The organism is Novosphingobium sp., assembly GCF_020852455.1.
GTDB lineage: Bacteria > Pseudomonadota > Alphaproteobacteria > Sphingomonadales > Sphingomonadaceae > Novosphingobium.
On record NZ_JADZAT010000010.1, the window covers coordinates 90,259 to 104,337 of the forward strand.

Consider the following 14,079-nt stretch of genomic DNA (forward strand, 5'->3'; position numbering starts at 1 on the left):
TTGGCGCGTTGTGACGGCTCCCGTTCGCTTTCCTCGGTTCTTCGTCACGAGCCCCAGCCCGTGCCCCTATTTGCCCGGGCGCAGCGAGCGCAAGGTGTTTACCGAGCTGAAGGGCCCGCACGCCAGCGAACTCAACGATGCGCTCAGCCGGATCGGCTTTCGCCGCAGCCAGAACGTGGCCTACCGCCCGTCATGCGTTGATTGTTCGGCCTGCATTTCGGTGCGGGTGGTGACCGATCAGTTCCGCGCGTCCGCTACCCAGCGGCGCGAACTGAAGCGCAACGGCGATCTGGTGTCGAGCGTGTGCCGCCCCTGGTCAACCGCCGAACAGTTCGAACTGCTCCAGCGCTATCTGGGCGAGCGCCATCCCGGCGGCGGGATGACCAGCATGGACGAGATCGATTTCGCCGACATGGTCGAACACACCCCGGTCGATAGCTGGCTGATCGAATATCGCGAACCCAGCAGCGATGGGACGCCCGGCCGGCTGGTCGGTGCCTGCCTGACCGATCGCCAGGGCGATGGCCTGTCGATGATCTACAGCTTTTATGAGCCCGATCACGGCAAACGCAGCGGGCTGGGCAATTACATCATCCTCGATCACATCCGCCGCGCGGCGGATGAAGGGCTACCGTACGTCTATCTGGGCTATTGGGTCGATGGGTCGGCGCGGATGCAGTACAAGATCCGCTACCGCCCGCTCGAACGGTTGACCCGCGGCGGCTGGGTCGCGTTCGAACCGGCCCAGCAGGATGCCCTGATCGCCAAGGCCGCGCAGATGCGCCGCACCGAAGCCCTGCCGCTGGATGGCAGCACCAAGGACGGTGCCCACGGGGTGCAGGGCCAGTACAAGGTGGCCGGCTAGGCTGGTTCCGCCAGGACAGTTTTGTCGAACCAGAGTGCCGCCAGCGCGCCGGCGAGCTGCGCGGCAATAAAGGCTGGCGCGCTGGCCGGAGCGATGCCGGCGAAGGTATCGCTGAGGCTGCGCGCCACCGTGATCGCGGGATTGGCAAAGCTGGTTGACGAGGTGAACCAGTAAGCCGCCGCGATAAAGAGTGCGACGCTGGCCGGGACAGATTGCGGGCGATGGCGCGCAGTCAGCAATATCGTCAGGACCAGCCCGAATGTGGCGATGAACTCGCCCAGCCATTGCCCGGTCCCTGCGCGCACATGCTGCGAGATCTGGAGTATCGGCAGCCCGAACATCGCATGGGCGCACCACGCACCCAGCACACCACTTGCCACTTGCACAGCAACGCGCGCAACCAGGCCCTTCCAGCAGCATTGGCCACGCAGCCGCATCACCAGGCTGACCGCCGGGTTGAATTCCGCTCCGGAAATCGGCTCCAGCATGGCGATCAGGACGTAAAGCATCGCGGCCGTCGCGCCGGTGTTGGCAAGGAGTGCAACCGCCACATTCCCGTCGGCCAACCGCTCGGCCATGATGCCCGATCCGATCACGGTTGCGAACAGCAGGAAGCTGCCCACCGCTTCTGCCCACAGTGTGCGCTTCACGGGTTCAGCAGCATCCGCCGGTCGCGGCCGCTGCCTGCGGCGCGGCGGCGGGCGCGCAGCACGATCCTGCAGCGGCATTGGCCGAAACCAGCTGTTCCAGTTCGGGCGCGGCGCCATAGACGGTCGAATCCCCGGTGGTCAGGAAGGCTTCCCAGACCACGCCGTCGGGATCGGCGATCCAGCTCTTTTCGGTCTTGGCATAGCAGCAGGTGGTCGCGCCTTCTTCCAGCACCGGGCGACCGGCCGCTTCGAGTGCGGCATAGACCTGGGCCAGTTCGCCCTGATCCTCAACCTGCAGCCCCAGATGCTCGATCCCCTTTGTTGCCCCTTCCTTGACCGAAATGGCGAAATTGACCCGCGGATCGTCCAGCATCCACTTGGCGTAATCCGGCTTGGTCACACTGGGCTGCTGGCCGAACAGACCGTTGTAGAAGGCGATCGACTGATCGAGATCGGCAACGCCGACGTGAACGTGAAAACGCTTCATGAGGCAATCCTTTCGGCAGTTGTGGCCGGAGCGCATAATCCCCCGGCGCAGCAGTTTTCGGTGAGGTAGGAAAGCAGGCCGTTCATTGCGGCATAGTCTGCCGCATAGATGATCGAGCGGCTGACCCGGCGCTGGCTGACCAGCCCGGCGTTGCTCAACTGGGCCAGGTGGAAGCTGAGCGAAGAGGCCGGAATCCCCAGCGCGTCAGCCAGCGCACCAGCCGCCAGCCCATCGGGGCCCGCTTCAACCAGCAGGCGAAACGCGGCCAGGCGGTGTTCCTGGGCCAGGGCGGACAGGGCGCGGATGGTTTGGGTGGCGTCCATTTTGATTCCATGATTCGATAAATGTGGAAATATCGAATCAATGAGCGCACTGTCAAGTCCCCCGCTCAAAGCGTCGTCAGCCTGTCAGCCAAGAATCCAGCTGCGGGCCGCCGCCAGCTCGGGATCGCGCAGGGCTGCGATGTCAGCGGCGCTAGGGATGATCCTGACATGCGGCTGGACTGCGGCGTCGGGCTGGGCCAGCCGCGGAAAGAAGCCTTTGAGCGGCAGGTCGAACTCAAGCCCGCTTTCGGGCAGGCGCACAAAGAACATTGCCCCGCCGTTGATCCCACGCAGATTGCCGCCGCTTGGCCCGCCGAACAGCCGGGCCGCGCCGGTTTCCCGCACCCGGCGTACAAAACTGAATGTGGCCGAGCTGTTGACCGGTCCCATCAGCACGGCCACCGGCACCTGGATCTGCGGGGGAAGTGGCTTGATCGCGGCGAATTCGGTTTCATCATCGTCGCTGGGCAGGTCGAAAAATCCGCCGCCAGCGTCGCGGCCGTTGCGGCCCAGAGTCCGGAACGATCGATCCCAGGTGTCGAGATAGGGAAGCAACTGCGCCGGCGCCTCGCGGAACCGCACGCGGGTTGCATATGGCATGGGATAGACGGTCCGGCTGATCAGATGCTGCAGGATCAGGGTGCCGCAATCGGTCCCGCCTTCATTGCGACGCAGATCAATCACCAGGCCCTTGGCCCCGCCAAGGCTGGCAAAGCGGTCTTTCAGCCAGCCCTGCCAATTCCATTTGCCGTGATAGGTCACCCAGCTCGGCATGGTCAGGATGGCGATCCCGGCCTGGTCGATCCGCCAGTCCCACAGCGGCTGATCCCCGGCCGGTTCGGGGGGCAGCAGCGCCTTGCGGGTGGCATAGGAAATGGCTGGTAACACCGCGCTGTGCCGCCGGCCTGCAGGATCGCGCCAGGTTACCCGGTGGCCTTCCGGCCCGGGCGGAAACAGCAGGCCCTGAAAGATGTCGAAAGTCTCGAACTGTTCATCGCCGCGCATTTCCATCTGCACCCGGCGCTTGGCATCGTTGCTGCCGTCGGCGCGGGCATAGCGCAGCAGGCTGTGCTGGATTGCTGCCGGGCGCTGCCCGTTCAGGCGCTCGACCACGCTGCCGCATTCGATTCCGGTGGTGGCGCCGCTATCGCCTGTGACGACCATCTCTTCGCCGATCCAAACGAACCGGAACGGCACGCGGGTCGGCCGGTCGAACAGCTCTGCCACCACGGTGTCGCTCTGGTTGAAGGGATTGCACTGGGTGTGGCCGCAGCGGACCTCGGCGGTCAATCGCGACAGCGCCAGGAACCGCGAAGCGCGGTCAGGCCGCGCAGCCCAGTTCCGGGCGAAGTCGTCAAGTTTGGCGGCGAAGCCACGCGGGGTGTTGTAGCGGTAGAGCCCGGGATGAAGGTCCAGTGCTCGGCGGACGATCTCGACATCGTCAAGGCCGCCGGACGCAGCCCGGGCAGTGCCCGGCCATAAGGTTCCGGCAGCAAGAGCGAAAGTGCCAGTGGATCCGGCGTGAAGGAATGTGCGTCTGTTCATGAACGCTGTGATCGCCGGGCGCGGTCTGAAATGCGCCTCAAAACCGGCAATCGCGCAACTATTCGGGTTTTGATACCTCGCGCCGGAAGGCCGACGGGCTCTGTCCGAACCGCGCCACGAAGGCGCGATTGAAACTGGCCTTCGAACCGAAACCTTCCGCAAGAGCGATTTCAAGCAGGTCGGCGGGGTCGCTGGCCCGCAGTCGTTCGGCGACCGCTTCGGCGCGCAGTCCGGCCACAAAACTGGCGAAGTTGACCCCAAGTCCCTGGTTGATCGCCCGGCTGAGGTAACCGGTGTTGGTTCCCAGTCTGCGGGCCAGGCTGGCGAGCGTCAGATCCGGATCGCGCGCCCAACCGGCGGCGCGGACCTGCGCGGCCCAGGCCTGGCCCTGTTCGGTCCAGTCACGCTGATCGGGTGCGGGTTCGGTTGTCAGGCTGGGCAGGCGTGGGAAAGGCATTGCGGCATGCCGCCACCCCTCGATCCCCAGGAACAGCGCACAGGCCGCGATCGCCAGGTAGAGGCCCATCAGCCCCTTGTAGCTCAGCGGCGCGACCAGGTCCCACAGCAGGTACCCGGACCAGATCGCAAACAACAGCGTCAGTACGCCCAGCGCGACCGACAGCCAGCGCGCGGCAAAGCGCTGATCGTCGGCAATATGCTGACCCAGCGCCAGCCGATAGCCCGTGAACCGGCGCGCCGCCGCGCGGCCGTACCACGCCAGCTGGACCAGCAGTGCCAGGCCGGTGATCAGGCCATAGCCGGTCGCGGAACGATTGGCCCAGGCAAGCTTGGTAGCAAGCGGCAGCGCGAAGCAGGCGCCAAGGTAGCCGAACTGCACCAGTGCGGGCAGCAAGTGCCGCCAGCCATGCACGGGCCAATGCCCCTCGGTCAGCGCCACGACATAGAGCCAGGCCAGCGGCGCAACCGCCAGGCCGATCTGGAACGGAGCGAAACTCAACCACGGCCATTTGTCATAGAAGCCGGCAAAGCCGATCAGCCACGGCGTGACCTGCAGCGCCAGGACCAGCAACAGCAACGCGAGCGTGCGATTGGCGGTGCGGTTGGCCAACGTGCGAGCCAACGCCAGAGCCAACAGCAGCAACTGGACCAGAGCAACGGTCAGCACCGCGGTTCGCCATCCAAAGCTCAAGCCATCCAGCATGGTCGCAGGATTGCAGATCGGATCCTGGCCGACAAGCGCTTCACCCAAAACCAAACCCCCTTCCCGCGCGGGCGGGAAGGGGGCTTGGTTTACGCCTCAGGAAAGCTGGATCAGGCCGGCAGGCCCGAAATCGCCTTCATTTCCATGAAGTCCTTGAGACCGGCCAGGCCGCCCTCGCGGCCGTTGCCGCTCTGCTTGTAGCCGCCGAACGGCGCGCCCGGGGTGGGGCCCCAGTTGTTGATCGCGACCATGCCAGCGCGTAGCTGGCCGGCGACTTCGGCAGCCTTGGCCGGATCGCCGGTGATTGCAGCCGAAAGGCCGTATTCGGTGGCGTTGGCCAGCTCGATGCCCTGATCCAGGCTGTCGTAGGTCATGATCGTCGCCACCGGGCCAAAGATTTCTTCCTGCGCGATCGTCATGTCAGGCGTCACGCCCGAGAACACGGTCGGCTGGATGAAATAGCCGCGATTGACATTGGCGGGCAGGTCGGTGCCGCCGGTTTCCAGCTTGGCGCCCTGGTCGATTGCCGACTGGATCAGACCCTTGACCTTTTCGTACTGCGCCTTGTTGACCACCGGGCCCAGGTGCTGGCCTTCGGCCATCGGATCACCCACCGGGGTGGCCGAGTACATGTTCTTGTAGAAGGCCACCACTTCGGCCTCGCGGTCCTTGGCGACCAGCACCTTGGTGGGGCTGATGCAGCTCTGACCGGTGTTGACCAGCGGGCCCATCGCCACGGCGGGCAGCTGGGTGGCCAGGTCGGCATCGGGCAGGACCAGGTTGGGGCTCTTTCCGCCCAGTTCCTGGTGGACGCGCTTGACGGTCGGCGCGGCGGCGATTGCCACCGCGATCCCGGCGCGGGTCGAACCGGTGAAGCTGACCATTTCGACGTCGGGGTGGCTGGAAATCGCATTGCCGGTGGTCGGGCCATCGCCCTGCACCAGGTTGAACACGCCCGGCGGCACGCCCGCCGCATCCAGGATCTCGGCAAAGATCGCCGCGTTGGTCGGGCATTCTTCCGACGGCTTGAGCACCATGGTGTCACCGGCGGCCAGCGCCGGGGCAACCTTGAGCGCAATCTGGTTGAGCGGCCAGTTCCACGGGGTGATCATGCCGACCACACCGATCGGCTCATAGGCGACCTTGTAGCCCGGGCCGTCTTCCATGAAGCTGAAGTCCTTCAGCGCGGCAATCGTGCTCATGAAGCCGCCGATCCCGGCGCCAACCTGCGCGGTGATCGCGAAAGACAGCGGGGCGCCCATTTCCTCGGCCATCGACTGGGCGAGGTCGGCTGCGCGCTTCTTGTATTCCTCCACAATCCGCTCCAGCAGCGCCAGGCGCTCTTCACGGGTGGTCTGGCTATAGCTCTTGAAGGCCCGGCGCGCGGCGGCGACGGCCTTGTCGACGTCCGCCTTGGTGCCGACCGAAATGACCGCGCAGGCCTCTTCCGTGGCAGGATTGATGACTTCGCGGCGGGCGCCGCCCTCGCTGTCCACCCACTTGCCGTCGATGTAATGTTGCAGCCGCTCGCGCATCCTCGAATCTCCTATTAATGGCTCGATTAACACACCATATTTCGGAGCCGAGTGGATGGATTGCAAGATGCAATCTGTCACTCGCCGCGATAGAGGCTCGCCTCAGCCGCACGGCGGCGGACCAGACCGGTCATGCGCCTGCCCCCGGCATGGACCCATTTGCCGAATTCGGCCGCCGCCGCGGCATATTCGCCGGCCTTGTGCAACCGGGTCAGGCTGGCCCGGGCGATCGCGCCTGTGTTGTAGTGAAAGCTGACCAGCGCGTCGAACTGGTGCTGGCTGGTCGGGGCCCGGCCCAGCGCGCGGCTCACGTCGCGGGCATAGCGGGCCAGGTCGGCTTCCAGCCGGGCGTCGCACTGGTCCTGGCTCCACACCGTCCCCGGCCCGATCCCCTTGCCGGTTGCGCCCCAGCCGATCGTCCAGGGGGCAGCGCCGGTGCCGGGATCGGGATAGGCTTCGAACCGGCCATCGGCCCGCTGGCGCGCGCAGCCTTCGAAGCGTTTGATCAGCGCGATTCCTGCTGGCGAGATCGTGTCCTTGGCGGGTTCGGCCGGAGGCGGCTCGGTTAAACTGGCGGGGGCGGGACTGGCCGGAACCGGATCCGGCTTGCGCGCCTTCATCCGGCGCAATGCGTCAAAAAAGTCGAGTGAGAATTCCATGGTGCCGGCCTCGCGATTCGCAGAAGAGGCCGGAAAATTAGGCACCAAACGGGTCTGTAGGAAAATGATTTTGCGAAAATCGGCGCATTTTCGTGCGCTTCAGCCTGTCAAAAACTCTTGACAGATGAACCTCGCTGCCTGTAAAGAGCTCTTGACAGCAAGGAGGCGGTCGAGGTGGAGAACCGGTTGCGGGACATGCGCGAAGCGCGGGGCTGGAGCCAGGGCGAACTGGCCCGGCGGCTGGGCGTTTCGCGCCAGACCATCAACGCGGTCGAGACCGACAAATACGATCCCAGCCTGCCGCTGGCGCTGCGCATGTCGAAGCTGTTCGGCGTGCCGGTGCAAGACCTGTTCATCGATCGATGGGAGCCTGAAGCATGACCATGACACGTTCCGGCAAGAATGCCCTGCGCCTGCTGGCCGGCGGCTTGATGGGTGCGCTGTTGGGCCCGGGATTGGCGCATCTGGTGATGTATTTCGACATGCCGGTCGGGGGGGCAGTGCTGACCCCGGGCGGCGTGGTTCTGGCGGCGACCGGTCTGTTCTATCTGCTCTGCGGGCTGTTCGTCTGGGTGGGCGTGCTGTGGCCCAAACTGGGTACGCTGATCCTCAACGTCGCGGATGAAGAGGACCTGCGCGAACGCAGCGCCATGCTGAATGGCAGCGCGGCGACCTGCGTTATGCTAGGCCTGGCGATGACCTTGCTGCCATTTGCGGGTCCAGACGGGCCGGTTGCTGCAGATACCGCGCTGGGGGTTCTGGCATTTGCACTGGTGATGACTGGCGTTGTGGCCTGGGTCGGCATTACCCGGCGCCACTATGACGAAATGTGGAGCCAGGTGACGCTGGAAGCGTCCGCGATCGCGCTGGCTATCCTTGCGCCCATGCTGATCCTGTGGGGCGCCCTGGTCCACCTTGGCTGGATCGCGGCACTGGATCCGCTGCTGGTCATCGCCGCGCTGCCTGCCCTGCTGATCCTGGGCAGTATCATCGCCCTGGGCCGCAAGGGAATGCTCGACGCCGGCTGAACGGGAGCTAGCCCCTTTTCCGTTCAGTATACCGGTGGAAAAAGGCGTCCGGAGCAATCCGGGCGCCTTTCCGTTCAGCGCCGCAGGATCGTCAGCGCTTCGTTGAGGATCAGTTCGATCTTCTGCCGGCCAAGCGGCGTGATCCGGATGTGCGACAGCAGCGGTCCCTGGGCCTGCTTCTGCCCGTCGACCAGTTCGGCCTCCTGAAGGTTGGACAGGCAGCCCAGCAGCATGGTCCGACCGAGGTGCTTGAGCGGGCCGGCTTCGAGCGCTTCGAACGACAGGCCGTCAATGCCGTTGGCGAGTTCAACCATCACCGCCCACATCGGGTCGCTGAGCGCGCCCGCGCCCAGCACGCGTTCGCGCGCGCGCCGCATCGCGCGGTCAAGGTGGAGGATGGCTTCGGGATCGAGGTTTTCGATCCCTTCATTTACGAAGGGCCTGTGCATCGCAGTCCAATAAGTCCTTGCCTGCCTTCGCGCGCCGCATGCCAGGGCCAGCCTGAAGGCTGGCCCTGGTGCGACCCGAAGGACGAGGAATGTTCCCTGTGCGGACCAAAGTGGACCCGCACTGCTGTTTGACCAGCCAGGTCCATCCACGCCGACGCACCCTTGATGGATACTGCCGGTCGTCCTCCGCAAAAACCGCGGCGCCCCTATGTTGAACAGCGATTCAATGGAAACGCTTTCAACGTATGAATACGTATGCGGGTAGCCGCTGTGCGGGTCGGCGAAATCTTTGCGTAGTTTTGCAGCGCTCAGAGCAACGAAAATCAGCCGTTAACCACAGCTCGCGGCAGAATTGCGTGACTTCCGGACAACGAAAAAGGGCGCCCGAATCGCTTCGGACGCCCTTCTCGGTGATGACTGCCAGCTATCAGAGGCTGTAATACATGTCGAATTCAACCGGCGAGGGCGTGGTTTCCCAGCGCATCACTTCGGGCCACTTGAGTTCGATGTAGCTGTCGATCTGATCCTTGGTGAACACGCCGCCCTGCAGCAGGAAGTCGTGATCGGCTTCAAGGCATTCCAGCGCTTCGCGCAGCGAACCGCAAACGGTCGGCACCTGGGCCAGTTCGGCCGGGGGCAGATCATAGAGGTTCTTGTCCATCGCCTCGCCCGGGTGGATCTTGTTCTTGATCCCGTCGAGCCCGGCCATCAGCAGCGCCGAATAGCACAGGTAGGGGTTGGCCATCGCATCGGGGAAGCGGAATTCAACGCGCTTGGCCTTGTCACCCGCGCCATAGGGGATGCGGCACGAGGCCGAACGGTTGCGAGCCGAATAGGCCAGCAGCACCGGCGCTTCGAAGCCCGGCACCAGCCGCTTGTAGCTGTTGGTGGTCGGGTTGGTGAAGGCGTTGAGCGCCTTGGCATGCTTGATCACGCCGCCGATGAAGTAGAGGCACATATCGCTGAGGCCGGCATAGCCGTTCCCGGCGAACAGCGGCTTGCCGCCATCCCAGATCGAGATGTGGGTGTGCATGCCGCTGCCGTTGTCGCTCTTGATCGGCTTGGGCATGAAGGTCGCGGTCTTGCCATAGGCCTGGGCGACCTGCTGCACGACATACTTGTAAACCTGCATGCGGTCGGCGGTCTGGACCAGGGTGCCGAAGGTCAGGCCCAATTCGTGCTGGGCCGAAGCCACTTCGTGGTGATGCTTGTCACAGGGCAGGCCCATTTCGATCATGGTCGAAACCATTTCGCCGCGGATATCGACGCAGCTGTCAACCGGTGCGACCGGGAAGTAGCCGCCCTTGGCGCGCGGGCGGTGGGCCAGGTTGCCGGCTTCGTACTTGGTGTTCGAATTGGTCGGCAGTTCGATGTCGTCGATCTTGAAGCCGTTGCCGTCATAGCCGTCATAGAAACGCACGTCGTCAAACAGGAAGAATTCGGCTTCGGGGCCGACATAGACGGCGTCACCGAACCCGCCCGACTTGACGAAGGCTTCGGCGCGCTTGGCGGTCGAACGCGGATCGCGGCCATAGAGGTCACCGGTCGAAGGCTCGACGATGTCGCAGCAGATGATCATCATCGGGGTGGCGCTGAACGGATCGATATAGACCGAATCCAGGTCGGGCTTCAGGATCATGTCGCTTTCGTTGATCGCCTTCCAGCCTTCGATCGACGAACCGTCAAACATAAGGCCGTCTTCCAGCTCGTCCTCGCCCATCACCGAGGCAACCATGGTCAGGTGCTGCCACTTGCCCTTGGGGTCGGTGAAGCGCAGGTCAACCCACTCGATTTCCTCGTCCTTGATCCGCTTGATGATGTCCTTAGCCTTGGCCATGTCTCGTCCTTTGCATTTTCCCCGCCGCGCAGCGGAAGGGGCCCTTGGTTTCCCCTCCCGCCCCGCGGGAGGGGGTAGGGGAGGGCTTGTTGCGGTTGGGATCGGGAACAGACCCTCCCCCGGCCCCTCCCGCCAGCGGGAGGGGAGAATTCGGAGCTTTGCGCGTCCTAGATTGCGTCGTTGTCACGCTCGCCGGTGCGGATGCGCAGCGCGCTTTCGACCGGGATCACGAAGATCTTGCCATCGCCGATCCGGCCGGTCTGGGCAGCGGCGGCAATCGCTTCGACAGTGCGTTCGGCCAGGTCATCCGGCACGACCACTTCGAGCTTCACCTTGGGCAGGAAGTCCACGACATATTCGGCGCCGCGATAGAGCTCGGTATGGCCCTTCTGCCGGCCAAAGCCCTTGGCCTCGGTCACGGTAATGCCCGAAACGCCGACCTCGTGCAGCGCTTCCTTCACTTCGTCCAGCTTGAACGGCTTGATGATCGCTTCGATCTTTTTCACGTCAAATTCCCCTGCGCAGCAAGCCGGATCGTACCCGATCACCGGGCGTCCGGAGGTTTCATTGCCACATGCTGATCTTGTCATAACAAGAATCGTGCCAGTGGCCTGAATCGGGCTCTAACCCGATTGTGCAGGTGCGAAAAGGGCGGATTCGCAACAATTCGAATCGCTGATAGCGACCATGCACAACAATCGTGCGTCAAGCCGGGGGTGGGCTTGCCTGATTTTTCAGCAAGCGCTGCCTAAAAAACGGGCAGGGCCAGTGCGGGAGGCGATGTACTGGTGCGCTGCCCAAGCTCCCTTCGCCGCAATCGGTCGGATAAGTCGCACTCATTCTGCCTGCAGCAATTCGATCGCTGCGGGAAGGCCAACTCATCCCTGGAGGAAACGTGTCTGTTTCAATTGACGATCTTGTCGAGGAAGCTCTCAACCACCGTGCCGTGAAGCACCCCTATCTCGAAGCGATCGGTAACCGGGCCTTTGACCGAATGGATTGGGTCATTCGCGACTTCGCCGAAAATTATTATGGCTATTCGATCAACTTTCCGCGGTACCTGACAGCAGTAATCTCCAGGCTCGAAACACCCGCGCATCGCACCAGCCTGCTACAGAACCTGACCGAGGAATCGGGCTTTTACGATGAAGCCGAACTTGCCGAACTGGCTGCAATCGGCATCGAGCGCGAATGGATCGAGGGTGTGCCGCATCCGCAGCTGTTCAAGCGGTTTCGCGAAGCCGCGGGCGTCACAACGCCTTACGAGGCCGCAAGCGATGCGATCGAACTCGTCTGCTGGCGCGAATCCTTCATCACCACCCTGACGCACGGTTCGCCCGCCGAGGCACTGGGTGCACTGGGGCTGGGGACCGAAAACATCGTCAGCACGATCTACATCCCGTTCGTGCAGGCCCTGACAGATTCCACGATCCAGCCCAGGGATTGGGTGTTCTTCCCGCTTCATACGGCGGTTGATGACCATCACCAGGAAGCGCTTGAGGAGATTTCGCTCAGCTTCGCTGCACAACCTGCGGGCAAGGGCGAACTCCGCAAGGGCATGATCAAGGCCTTGTCGCTGCGCTCCTCCTATTGGGACTGGCTGTACGAGCGGGCCTGTTCGCACGCCATGCATTCAGAAGCCGCCTGAAATCTGCGCTGCCAGCCGACTGGGCCGGGCAGCGCTCCCCTCACAATTTTCGGAACCAGCCATGACCAATGACCTCGCCCAGATCATCGACAATATCGAAGCGCGTGAACCGCTTAATGTGGGGCATGAACCCAGCGGCTTTCATGTCGACATCACTGAAGGAAACCGGGAAATCTACCGCAACCGCAACGAGCGGCTGGGGATCGATTTTTCGGTCGACGTGCTTGCCTTCTCAGGAATTCAGGTCTTCGATCCGCGCGTCGTGCGGATCGCGCCGGGGGCCAACAATGAACTGCATCGCCACGCCCATGAATCGCTGTTCTATGTGATCAAGGGCTCGGCCGAAGTCCGGATCGGTGACGACAGGCTGACGCTGGAGCCGGGCGGGGTGGCATTCGTGCCGCGCTGGGCGTTCCATCAATCGCGCAATCTGTCCCAGAGCGAAGAGCTGGTGATCCTGGCAATTACCGATTTCGGTCTGACCAAGGCAGTGCTTGGTGACTATGACAAGCGGACCCGCCTGGCAGTCCGCGGAGATGACGTCAAAGAACAGGCCTGACGCTGGCAGCGAGGCTTGGCCTTAGAGTTCAAGCCCCGCCGTTTCTTCCAGCCCGGCCATCAGGTTCAGGCTCTGCACCGCAGCGCCGCTGGCGCCTTTGCCCAGGTTGTCGAGCATGGCCACCAGCCGGGCCTGCTCGTCGGTGCCGAAGACGTAGAGGTCAAGACGGTCAGACGGCGCCATCGCGCGGCGCAGCAGCAGTTCGTCGGGCTGGTCGGCATGGACCCGCACCAGCGCCGAACCGGCAAAGAATTGCGCCGGGCATTCGCGCAGCGCCGCAACACCGGGCGCATTCGCGATCAGGCCCAGGTGCAGCGGTACTTCAACCACCATGCCGCGGTGCGCCGGCACCACGGCCGGGGCGAACAGCGGCGGATGGGTCAGGCCGGCATAGCGCTGCATTTCGGCCACGTGCTTGTGCCCCATGGCCAGGCCATAATCGCGATAGGCGATGTCGGTGTCATGCTCGAACCGCTCGATCAGCGCCTTGCCGCCGCCCGAATAGCCCGAGACCGCGTGGCAGGTGTAGGGCCAGTCGGCCGGCAGCAGTCCGGCGCGGACCAGCGGGGCGGTCAGCGCAAGAAAGCCGGTGGGGTAGCAGCCCGGGTTTGAAACCCGGTTGGCCGCAGCGATCGCATCGCGCCCGATCAGTTCGGGAAAGCCATAGGTCCAGCCCGGCGCCACGCGGTGCGCGCTGGACGCATCGATGATCCGCACCTTGCTGCCTTCGGCCAGCGCGACGGCTTCCTTGGCGGCATCGTCCGGCAGGCACAGCACGGCGAAATCGGCGGAATGGAAAGCCTCGCGGCGGGCCTCGGCGCTCTTGCGCTGGCTTTCGTCCAGCACCAGCAGCTCAAACTCGCTGCGCGCGGCGAGACGTTCGACGATTTCAAGGCCGGTGGTTCCGGCGGCGCCGTCGATGAAGACTGTGTGGGTCATGATGATTGGCCTGAATCAGAAACGAACGGAAAGGGCTTTGCCTAGCTTCGTCGTTCCTGCAGCGCCTCGACCGGCAGGTAGCCGACAAAGCCATCGTCGCCGACCTGGCCCCAGGCCCAGCCGCCGGCTACGTCAAGCACGTTGAACAGCGCGCCGCCGCCCAGCACTTCGCGGACTTCGGCATCCTTGCTGTTCTGCGCGAACAGCTTGGCCCCGCAAGGCACCACGCTGCGCTCCATCGGCACGGCATAGTGCGGCACAAAGCAGCGCCCGGCCAGGCGGATATGCGCCAGATCGCCGCGCACCGGCCAATGCGCGGCATCCAGCTTTTCGGCTGGTCCGGTAAGGCCTAGCTGCCCGGTCGGGATCGGACTGACGGTCAAGGTTGCGCTT

Annotated in this window: 17 protein-coding genes; 5 read left to right on the forward strand and 12 right to left on the reverse strand. The window is 64.0% G+C overall.

The features are described from left to right. Positions 1-10: 10 nt before the first annotated feature. Positions 11-865 carry an arginyltransferase gene (locus tag IT549_RS04475; RefSeq protein ID WP_292970239.1) on the forward strand — a complete coding sequence of 285 codons (855 nt, stop codon included), beginning with the start codon at positions 11-13 and terminating at the stop codon, positions 863-865. Here IT549_RS04475 and IT549_RS04480 read toward each other — a convergent pair. The 7 genes from IT549_RS04480 to IT549_RS04510 form a co-directional block, all read right to left on the reverse strand. Continuing rightward, on the reverse strand, positions 862-1,515 hold the full coding sequence (locus tag IT549_RS04480) for an aquaporin (protein WP_292970240.1): 654 nt from the start codon (positions 1,513-1,515) through the stop codon (positions 862-864). The two genes, IT549_RS04475 and IT549_RS04480, sit on opposite strands and share 4 nt — an antisense overlap. A 4-nt stretch (positions 1,516-1,519) precedes the next feature. Further along, positions 1,520-2,002, reverse strand: a complete 483-nt coding sequence (locus IT549_RS04485; RefSeq protein ID WP_292970241.1) for an ArsI/CadI family heavy metal resistance metalloenzyme — start codon at positions 2,000-2,002, stop codon at positions 1,520-1,522. Then, on the reverse strand, positions 1,999-2,325 hold the full coding sequence (locus IT549_RS04490; protein ID WP_292970242.1) for a metalloregulator ArsR/SmtB family transcription factor: 327 nt from the start codon (positions 2,323-2,325) through the stop codon (positions 1,999-2,001). The genes IT549_RS04485 and IT549_RS04490 overlap by 4 nt, the downstream gene beginning before the upstream one ends. A gap of 84 nt (positions 2,326-2,409) precedes the next feature. Beyond that, entirely contained in the window at positions 2,410-3,870 is a 1,461-nt protein-coding gene (locus IT549_RS04495) for a S41 family peptidase (RefSeq protein ID WP_292970244.1), read from the reverse strand. Positions 3,871-3,928: 58 nt separating this feature from the next. Continuing rightward, positions 3,929-5,080, reverse strand: coding sequence for a helix-turn-helix domain-containing protein (locus tag IT549_RS04500; protein WP_292970246.1), 1,152 nt, complete (start codon positions 5,078-5,080; stop codon positions 3,929-3,931). A 62-nt stretch (positions 5,081-5,142) separates the two neighbouring features. Continuing rightward, positions 5,143-6,567 carry an aldehyde dehydrogenase family protein gene (locus IT549_RS04505; protein ID WP_292970248.1) on the reverse strand — a complete coding sequence of 475 codons (1,425 nt, stop codon included), beginning with the start codon at positions 6,565-6,567 and terminating at the stop codon, positions 5,143-5,145. Between the two features lie 77 nt (positions 6,568-6,644). After that, on the reverse strand, positions 6,645-7,226 hold the full coding sequence (locus tag IT549_RS04510) for a lysozyme (protein ID WP_292970250.1): 582 nt from the start codon (positions 7,224-7,226) through the stop codon (positions 6,645-6,647). A 174-nt stretch (positions 7,227-7,400) separates the two neighbouring features. Between IT549_RS04510 and IT549_RS04515 the strand changes: the two genes are divergently transcribed. Both IT549_RS04515 and IT549_RS04520 read left to right on the forward strand, forming a co-directional pair. Next, positions 7,401-7,607 (forward strand): helix-turn-helix transcriptional regulator, encoded by a 207-nt coding sequence (locus IT549_RS04515; RefSeq protein ID WP_292970252.1) that lies wholly within the window; start codon positions 7,401-7,403, stop codon positions 7,605-7,607. Beyond that, a complete protein-coding gene (locus tag IT549_RS04520) occupies positions 7,604-8,254 on the forward strand; it encodes a hypothetical protein (RefSeq protein ID WP_292970254.1) in 651 nt (216 codons plus the stop codon). Before IT549_RS04515 ends, IT549_RS04520 begins: the two co-directional genes overlap by 4 nt. A gap of 74 nt (positions 8,255-8,328) precedes the next feature. Here the strand turns inward: IT549_RS04520 and IT549_RS04525 are convergent, their stop codons facing one another. The 3 genes from IT549_RS04525 to IT549_RS04535 form a co-directional block, all read right to left on the reverse strand. Continuing rightward, positions 8,329-8,703, reverse strand: coding sequence for a hypothetical protein (locus IT549_RS04525; RefSeq protein ID WP_292970256.1), 375 nt, complete (start codon positions 8,701-8,703; stop codon positions 8,329-8,331). A 427-nt stretch (positions 8,704-9,130) separates the two neighbouring features. Continuing rightward, positions 9,131-10,540 carry a type I glutamate--ammonia ligase gene (gene glnA, locus IT549_RS04530; protein WP_292970258.1) on the reverse strand — a complete coding sequence of 470 codons (1,410 nt, stop codon included), beginning with the start codon at positions 10,538-10,540 and terminating at the stop codon, positions 9,131-9,133. A 167-nt stretch (positions 10,541-10,707) separates the two neighbouring features. Then, positions 10,708-11,046: a P-II family nitrogen regulator gene (locus tag IT549_RS04535; protein WP_292970260.1), complete on the reverse strand. Its 339-nt coding sequence runs from the start codon at positions 11,044-11,046 to the stop codon at positions 10,708-10,710. A 389-nt stretch (positions 11,047-11,435) separates the two neighbouring features. On the opposite strand from IT549_RS04535, the gene IT549_RS04540 reads away from it, so the two are divergent. Next, positions 11,436-12,188: an iron-containing redox enzyme family protein gene (locus IT549_RS04540; protein ID WP_292970262.1), complete on the forward strand. Its 753-nt coding sequence runs from the start codon at positions 11,436-11,438 to the stop codon at positions 12,186-12,188. Between the two features lie 61 nt (positions 12,189-12,249). Further along, on the forward strand, positions 12,250-12,747 hold the full coding sequence (locus IT549_RS04545) for a cupin domain-containing protein (protein ID WP_292970264.1): 498 nt from the start codon (positions 12,250-12,252) through the stop codon (positions 12,745-12,747). A gap of 21 nt (positions 12,748-12,768) precedes the next feature. Here IT549_RS04545 and argC read toward each other — a convergent pair whose 3' ends face one another. Together argC and IT549_RS04555 are read right to left on the reverse strand one after the other, a co-directional pair. Next, a complete protein-coding gene (gene argC / locus IT549_RS04550; protein WP_292970266.1) occupies positions 12,769-13,686 on the reverse strand; it encodes an N-acetyl-gamma-glutamyl-phosphate reductase in 918 nt (305 codons plus the stop codon). Between the two features lie 41 nt (positions 13,687-13,727). Next, positions 13,728-14,069 carry an SH3 domain-containing protein gene (locus tag IT549_RS04555; RefSeq protein ID WP_292970268.1) on the reverse strand — a complete coding sequence of 114 codons (342 nt, stop codon included), beginning with the start codon at positions 14,067-14,069 and terminating at the stop codon, positions 13,728-13,730. Between the last annotated feature and the right edge of the window lie 10 nt (positions 14,070-14,079).